This is a genomic window from Desulforhopalus vacuolatus (assembly GCF_016918505.1).
GTDB lineage: Bacteria > Desulfobacterota > Desulfobulbia > Desulfobulbales > Desulfocapsaceae > Desulforhopalus > Desulforhopalus vacuolatus.
Genome location: NZ_JAFFPZ010000055.1, coordinates 1 through 6860 on the forward strand (window position 1 = coordinate 1; position 6860 = coordinate 6860).

The 6860-nt window shown below is 43.4% G+C and carries 8 protein-coding genes; 4 read left to right on the forward strand and 4 right to left on the reverse strand.

The window, feature by feature from the left end; genetic code table 11:
- From pap to JWG39_RS15580, 4 genes are all read right to left on the reverse strand, one after another.
- Positions 1–1417: polyphosphate:AMP phosphotransferase (pap, locus tag JWG39_RS15565; RefSeq protein ID WP_205220364.1), on the reverse strand; the 1417-nt coding region annotated here is incomplete at its 3' end.
- Between the two features lie 299 nt (positions 1418–1716).
- Complete coding sequence (locus JWG39_RS15570; RefSeq protein ID WP_205220365.1) at positions 1717–2049, reverse strand: calcium-binding protein; 333 nt, start codon at positions 2047–2049, stop codon at positions 1717–1719.
- A gap of 113 nt (positions 2050–2162) precedes the next feature.
- Positions 2163–3128 carry a hypothetical protein gene (locus JWG39_RS15575; RefSeq protein WP_205220366.1) on the reverse strand — a complete coding sequence of 322 codons (966 nt, stop codon included), beginning with the start codon at positions 3126–3128 and terminating at the stop codon, positions 2163–2165.
- Positions 3129–4040: 912 nt separating this feature from the next.
- The gene (locus tag JWG39_RS15580; RefSeq protein WP_205220367.1) at positions 4041–4283 is read right to left on the reverse strand and encodes a type II toxin-antitoxin system Phd/YefM family antitoxin; all 243 of its coding nucleotides are present in this window, start codon (positions 4281–4283) and stop codon (positions 4041–4043) included.
- A 208-nt stretch (positions 4284–4491) separates the two neighbouring features.
- Here JWG39_RS15580 and JWG39_RS15585 point away from each other — a divergent pair, with 208 nt between their 5' ends.
- From JWG39_RS15585 to JWG39_RS15600, 4 genes are all read left to right on the forward strand, one after another.
- Positions 4492–4722, forward strand: a complete 231-nt coding sequence (locus tag JWG39_RS15585; RefSeq protein WP_205220368.1) for an AbrB/MazE/SpoVT family DNA-binding domain-containing protein — start codon at positions 4492–4494, stop codon at positions 4720–4722.
- A 124-nt stretch (positions 4723–4846) separates the two neighbouring features.
- Positions 4847–5053 (forward strand): type II toxin-antitoxin system PemK/MazF family toxin, encoded by a 207-nt coding sequence (locus JWG39_RS17230; protein ID WP_205220369.1) that lies wholly within the window; start codon positions 4847–4849, stop codon positions 5051–5053.
- 94 nt (positions 5054–5147) lie between these two features.
- Positions 5148–5414 (forward strand): phage integrase N-terminal SAM-like domain-containing protein, encoded by a 267-nt coding sequence (locus JWG39_RS17235; RefSeq protein WP_205220370.1) that lies wholly within the window; start codon positions 5148–5150, stop codon positions 5412–5414.
- Positions 5415–5511: 97 nt separating this feature from the next.
- A complete protein-coding gene (locus JWG39_RS15600) occupies positions 5512–6534 on the forward strand; it encodes a hypothetical protein (RefSeq protein WP_205220371.1) in 1023 nt (340 codons plus the stop codon).
- Positions 6535–6860 lie beyond the last annotated feature (326 nt).

Consider the following 6860-nt stretch of genomic DNA (forward strand, 5'->3'; position numbering starts at 1 on the left):
TACTATTTGCCTCCACCAGGGTCCAGGGAGCATAAAGAGTACTCGTCTGGTCTACCATATCTGCAACGGCCAATTCGTACTCCTCCCACTTATTCCTGTTACGCCAGTCATCTTCAGTGAGTTTGAATCGTTTGAATCCAATCTTCTCCCTTTCCTTAAATCTCCGCAACTGCTCATCTTTGGTGGTGGTCAACCAAAACTTAACCACTACAATGTGATGACGGGCAAGTTGTTCTTCAAACTCGTTGATTTCGCTATAGGCTCTCATCCAGTCTTTTTTCGAACAGAATTGCTCCACTCTCTCCACAAGTACTCGGCCATACCAGGAACGATCAAACATGATTACCCGACTTTTACGGGGCAGATGCTGCCAGAACCTCCAGAGATACGGCTGAGCCCGTTCCTCCTCTGTCGGTGCGGCAATGGGAATTACCTGATACCATCGCGCATCAAGTGCCCCTGTGATACGACGTATAGCCCCTCCCTTCCCCCCAGCGTCATTGCCCTCGAACACAGCCAGTACTGAAGTGTATTTAAACTTTGGATCCCTGGTCAACAGATTCAATCTGCCCTGGTACTTTTTCAGTTTTGTCCTATACTCCTCCTTTGTCAGGGATTGAGTCATATCCAATGATTTCAACACGTTCAAATTGTCAATGGACGGCATGAGAGGAGAAGAGAGAATATCCTGTGGCGGTTGGGGCTTCTGATCCAATCGTTCCCGAATTGCACTGAGGATTTGCCTGCCTACAGTCAGGTTCCGGTAGCAGGCATCCTCTCCGTCAATAATCAGCCAGGGAGCTTCAGCGGTTGAGGTATGACGGATAACCTTTTCATGAACCTCACGGAACGTATCGTACATTTTGAAATGCTCCCAATCACGTTTCGTGACCTTCCAACGAGTAATAGAATTTTTCTCCAGCGATTTGAGTCGTTTTTTCTGTTTTTCTTTAGAGAGATGAAACCAGAATTTAATTACCAGAGCCCCCTCATCTACCAACATTTTTTCTAATTTCTTTGCCCGAGCCAGACTCTGGTCCAGGTCAGCATCCGTGGTTCTGCCGTAGGCTCTGTTCAATATCGGCCACGTGTACCACGATCCAAGAAAAACACCGATTTTTCCTTTTGGCGGCAAAGCTCTCCAGAACCGCCACATCATAGGTCGATCCAGTTCCTCGTCCGTGGGTTCACCCATGCCATGGGTTTGAATATGACGGGGATCCATCCATTCATTCAAAAGGTTCACAGTGGCTCCGCGCCCTGCACCGTCCAACCCACCGACCAATATAATTACTTGAAAAGCGGCTGACTCATTCAATTCCATCTGAACGTTGAGGAGTTCCTCCCGCAGGGCAGGCACTTCCTTTTTGTAGTCAGATTTTTTTATTTTATGCCCCAATTCTGCAGATTCAAACATACTATTACTCCTTCATGTTGGTAAAATATCATCCCGTTGGCCTGGGCCTGGCTTCATGACAGCTCAGCTATTTTCGGTTTTCTCGTAACGTATTGAAACAGCGATATTTTTACAAGTACGTCTTCGTGATAAATTTTAACGTAATTACAATGAGTTATCAGTTTTACACGGAATATCCTCAGCTGTAAAGAATGTATCCCCTTGTAATATCGGCGAAAATGCTCGCGAAAAGGTGCTAAAAAATATTCGCAAAAACAAGGAGTTATTGCAAAGCGGGAAGAGCTGCTTTAAATATTAAGCTAAAAATTATATCCCATATTAAGCCAATATTTCCAATCAGAAATAGCTTGTTGAGATTGTTGGTTTACTTTGATTGGTAATATATCTTCCAATGAAAAGAGGAGTTCATCTTCGTCATTAAAATTTACCAATACATACATTCCTTCTAAACAATCTGTAGAGTCAGCCATTCCGATAATCGTTCGCTCAGATTTGCCCTTTGCAGTCATTGCTTGAAATGGGAAGTCGATGTTTTTTTCAAGGTAATAGTACCATCCCATAGCAGCCTCTTCGGGATTATATGCATCCACAATAATTTCCATTTCAATACGGTTTTCTATTTCTTTATCCATATCCATGTCTACTTAATATCCACTTACTGGAAGCATGACGCCTCGCATCAGCGGCTGAGGGGAGCGCCAGCTCACCGAAGTCCGACTGCATGCGATTATTATGCGCGTACGTCTCATTTGCCAAACAACGGACGCCAAATACCACCAAGGTGTTCATCATCTGTGGCAATACTATATTTGCTTTCCGCCGCGTTCCTGGCTGGGCCAGCAAGTGCTTCTACCTTGATCCCGGATAATTCCGAAAGGATCTGTGGTTTCGCATCACGCGTAAATTGAATCGTTTTCTCCTTTTGATCGACCATAAATCGGCCCGCCCGATATACTGCGGAATGAAAAGGACCGTTGTCACCAACATCTCGTGTAGCAACAGAAAGAACTGAAACAGAGCCATCTTCATTTGGGATCAACCGCAAGGCACTGCAATCACGATCACCGAGCACCGAGTTGTTAACCAATGATGCCTCTCCCAACTTGCCGAACTGGTAAGTCCCGAAATCTATCGTACCCCAAACGAGAGTCCCAACTTTTTTGCCACCGTGCGTCAGTCCGCCGCGTTCACCATAAACCAGAATGATCTTTCCAAGGGCATTGAAACAAGCGATACCTTCAACCTGATCGCCTTTGTAACTGCTTTTCTTCGCATTAAGTTTACGATTGTAAATTTTGAATGCTTTGTTGACTGTAACAACCCAGAAGCCCTCTTTGTCTTTCAAAAGAGTTACGTGGAAGATTCGACCAAAGTGGCCGTTGTAGAAACCGCTTTCTGCGATCAGAAACTCGCCATCTCGGCCAGGAATGGCGCAAGACGCTTCCAAATCACTTGGCTCTTTGTCCTCATGCATCCAATCATCGACGTTGACAGGTGTGAAGACGATTCCATCGGCGTCGGTGAGGGTGATTACTCCAAGACGATACCCGGATTCAATTGGGTTCTTGCGGTCGTTTACTGTGAGAAAAGCATTGGGGGAGACTTGAGCCATTCCGCTAAAGCCCGAAGTATCAGCGGGAATCGCTGGGAATGCGGGACAAATAATCGCTACAAAAGAAATCGCGAAGATGACGCATTTTAATCTAGACATAGTAAGTGGCTCTACTAAGACGATGTTTGGGTTGAGGCGTATAAAACGAAGAGTTCAGCGGCGCGTGTCTTTGGCGCGTCCGCTGAAGCGCCATGTTGTGTGCCGGGCACGGCACACGTTCTTAAGGGTGAGTTCATCATAGTAATTTGGACTATAATGAGCAAGTCCCAGACCCAGCCTGATGGAGGCGAGTCGGAGCGAAGCGGAGACTTCGAGACAGTATTAATTCCTCTATCCATCTTTTAAGGATCAGGTACGTGGTTGGCACAGTATGGAAAGACATGTATTCACCCCCCGGACCGGAGATCCGTTGTGTCTCATTGATGTGATGAGTGATACAATTCCTATTAAGTTGTGACCGTACTAAATACCATTTTCACTTTCTATTGGCGAATTCAAAGGCAGGGGGATGGGAGACAGGAGAAAGGGAAAAGCAAAAGACGGAACAGCGAAAAACTTTTTGCCAACGAATAAAAGCTCTAATCATGCGAATAAAGGCAAAAAACTTTAAGGAGTTACGCTTTTATAAAAAATGCCCTTTTTCGCATGATTAGATCATTTCTATTAAGTTATGCTCTTTTTACATCCTGTTTATTCATTCGTAATCACAAAAAAAGATGTCCACGCAGTCGCGCTCTCTGATCAATACAAATAGAAAAAACCGGGCGGTGGCAGACTGGATGAAGGCCCGAACGGTGGCCTCAGCCGAATGGTGGGGATAAATGAAAAGAGAGATGGAGGTACGTACTTATCCCCCAATAAATCACCAATGAGTTTTTCGTACGGAGGCGGTGTTTGAAACGAATTTTCTTTTAGTACCGCAAGTAGAGCGGAGGCTTTCATTTTAAGACCAGCGGAGGCTAATTTTTTTTGCATATTTTTTGGCATGATTGGTAAAGACTATTTGCCAACTCACCAGTCAAGGTCCTCAGAGCAATCATCAATGGGGGTTTTCAAGCCGACTATTATGGAATCTTTCATTCCGGGTATATTAACCAGAAACAGAGTTTCCTGGATTGCTTTCCAGTCACTTTCAGAAAGAAGAATGGCATTGCCTCTTTTACCGGTAATTGTAATCGGCTCATGAGTTAGTGCAGTTTCATCAATGAGCCGATATAATTTTTTTCTTGCTTCAGTTACGGTTAAAGTCGCCATATAACACCTCTCTTTTTTGTTTAAATAGAAAGTACGGCATTCCGTACGCAATGTCAAAGAGATTACACATAACGCTATGCTAAGCCGCCATGCCCGCCGTTTTGGCGGGTATGGTCGGTCTTCAGCTTTTTGTTGGATTTTTCTATTGCCTTGTATTACATTGAGTGGTGGTATCACCGTATTACATGAAAAAATTTAGGAGGAAATCATGCAAACAGCAATCAGCAAACTTACAAAGAAATATCAGGCTACAGTACCTGAACCTGTACGCGCAAAACTAAAGCTCAAGGCGGGTGATTCAATAGCCTTTATAATTGACAACAATTCAATTAGGTTAAGAAAAGCCACACCTGTTGATCTTGAATTCATCTCTGCTTTGATTCCTGCTCTGAGTGAATGGGAATCACAAAATGATGATGAGGCATACAATGATTTATGAACCATTTGACATTGTTGTTCTACCTTTCCCATTCACGGATTCAGCCCGTTCCAAAAGAAGGCTGGCTCTTGTTCTCTCGAACAACGAGGACTTTGGGAACGAAATATAACACTCTGTCTTAGCGATGATAACAAGTCAAAAAAATTCCCCTTGGCCTCTGGACTGCGTAATAAAAGACAAGAAAGTATCAGGTTTAAACGCTTCCTCTGTTGTAAGAATGAAACTATTCACGCTGGACAATAGATTCATTCTAAGTAAAGTTGGCCATTTATCAAAATCAGACCAAAAGCAAGTCGAACAAAGCCTATCAAAGATATTTCCTTATCTATAGTTTTTTCAATCCAACGGGGCTTGCAATAAGCTGCCAGGCAATCCTCGATTGCAAGCCCCGTTAAATGAGGCTGCGGAGCGGTTTCATTTAACAAGTGCGTGAGCCCCTGAGATACTCTCATTACGCACGCTCAACAGAAAAAAAATATTGCCAGTGGATTTTACGATATATCTGTTTTTATGAAAAAAAACGCCAGCCAAAAGATATGGGAGAACGAGAGATTAAAAGTTTTTTATCCCATTTGGATTATACTCAAATGTCGCCACATCTAAGAGGCAGGCTTAAATGCCTGGCTTTCCTCTATCGAACTGGAGTTGGATCGTACCGATGTTCAAAAGATGACCACCCACTTTCGGGATGATCCAACGAACGGTGGAGGGAGTGATTCAGATGCTTTTTTTGATTTTTACACGAGGTTTGATTAAATTATGAGAGAATTCAATGCAATGGAGGTCATCATGGAAGAGGGTAAAGCTCAGGACTGGTCAGCCCCGGAACCTGCGGAGTTCAAGACGAAGCAGCTCTCTCTCTTTACAGATTTTCTTGTCAATTCGGAAAAAGAGAGAGAAAAACTGTCCAACATCATGAACTTTTGGGATAGCATGCCCAAGTACAGTGTAACAAAACAGCGACAAAATAAGATTCGCCAGGGCAGGTACCTTCCCAAGTATGAACGGACCTTCAACTATAAGGGCGATCCTTATACTATTGAAGTTTCTCCAGCTCGTACCGGCAGCGGTGAAGAGGAGAAAGAATACTATCCTTCTGTGATGGAAGAGTTTGTAGAGAACGCGCTGCGCAAACTGGCGTGTGAACCAGAACAAATATATTTTAGTCAGAAGCGAGGACGTGTCGGTGTAACCTTTTCACTCCATCAACTTCGCAAAGAGTTGAAAGAACGGGGACATTATTACAGGTGTGCAGAGATTAAACAGTCTCTTGAAATTTTATCTCAGACAAAAATCAAGGTCGAGTATGGTGGAAAAATGATTCTAACTTCGCCAATTACCAACCTTGTTGGCGTCTCAGAAGAGGAAAGCAAGAAGGATAAAAAAGCCCGATGGTATGTAGAGTTTTCTCTGTTTCTCAGTCTCGGCCTGATGGAAAAAACCTATCGTCAGTACAACTATGAATTAATGATGGGTTTACGGGGACAACTTACCCGATGGATCTATAAAAGGCTGGCCTCCCGCTACACTCAGGCAAGTATTTTTGCTCCTTATAGTTGTTCGCTCAAAATGATAAAACAAGAAAGTGGGCTCCTTAATACAGCTACGACAACGCAGGACATGAGATTTCTGGTGCGGTCTTTAGAAGAACTCGTCGAAAAAAATGTTCTAATGGACTTTCAAGTAGATGACCCCGAACGCGGCCCCCGAAACAAAATTTTGAATATTGGCATACACCTTCGACCTTCTATGGATTTTATTGATGAGACTAAACGAGCAAATAAGCGGTTCCAAATCAAAAATAAAGAGTGAAAACTCGGGTGGTTCAGTACACAGCTCTCGGGTTTACAGTACACAGCTCTCGGGTGGGACAGTACACAGGTCAAACAAAGAAAAGTGAATATAATTAGTATGTTATGTCATAAATAATTTCTTTAACCTTCTTTAACCTTTAACTCACCATTCGCGTAAAATTATTTCAATTTATTCCTTTTTTTGATTAACTGCCGAGATGACTACTATACCAAAAGTTTTAACCGAAAGAATTGATGATTTTGTCCTGCTGATTGGCCTTCTCAAACGAATGGGGGTGGTAGAGCTTTTTGATGCTCATCTCCCACGTCATGGGCATCATCAAG

Bases quoted from the DNA above. Each gene is read 5' to 3' on its own strand.
- JWG39_RS15570 (WP_205220365.1), bottom strand. From the start codon at position 2,049: ATGGATAAAGAAATAGAAAACCGTATTGAAATGGAAATTATTGTGGAT.
- JWG39_RS15575 (WP_205220366.1), bottom strand. From the start codon at position 3,128: ATGTCTAGATTAAAATGCGTCATCTTCGCGATTTCTTTTGTAGCGATT.
- JWG39_RS15580 (WP_205220367.1), bottom strand. From the start codon at position 4,283: ATGGCGACTTTAACCGTAACTGAAGCAAGAAAAAAATTATATCGGCTC.
- JWG39_RS15585 (WP_205220368.1), top strand. From the start codon at position 4,492: ATGCAAACAGCAATCAGCAAACTTACAAAGAAATATCAGGCTACAGTA.
- JWG39_RS17230 (WP_205220369.1), top strand. From the start codon at position 4,847: ATGATAACAAGTCAAAAAAATTCCCCTTGGCCTCTGGACTGCGTAATA.
- JWG39_RS15600 (WP_205220371.1), top strand. From the start codon at position 5,512: ATGGAAGAGGGTAAAGCTCAGGACTGGTCAGCCCCGGAACCTGCGGAG.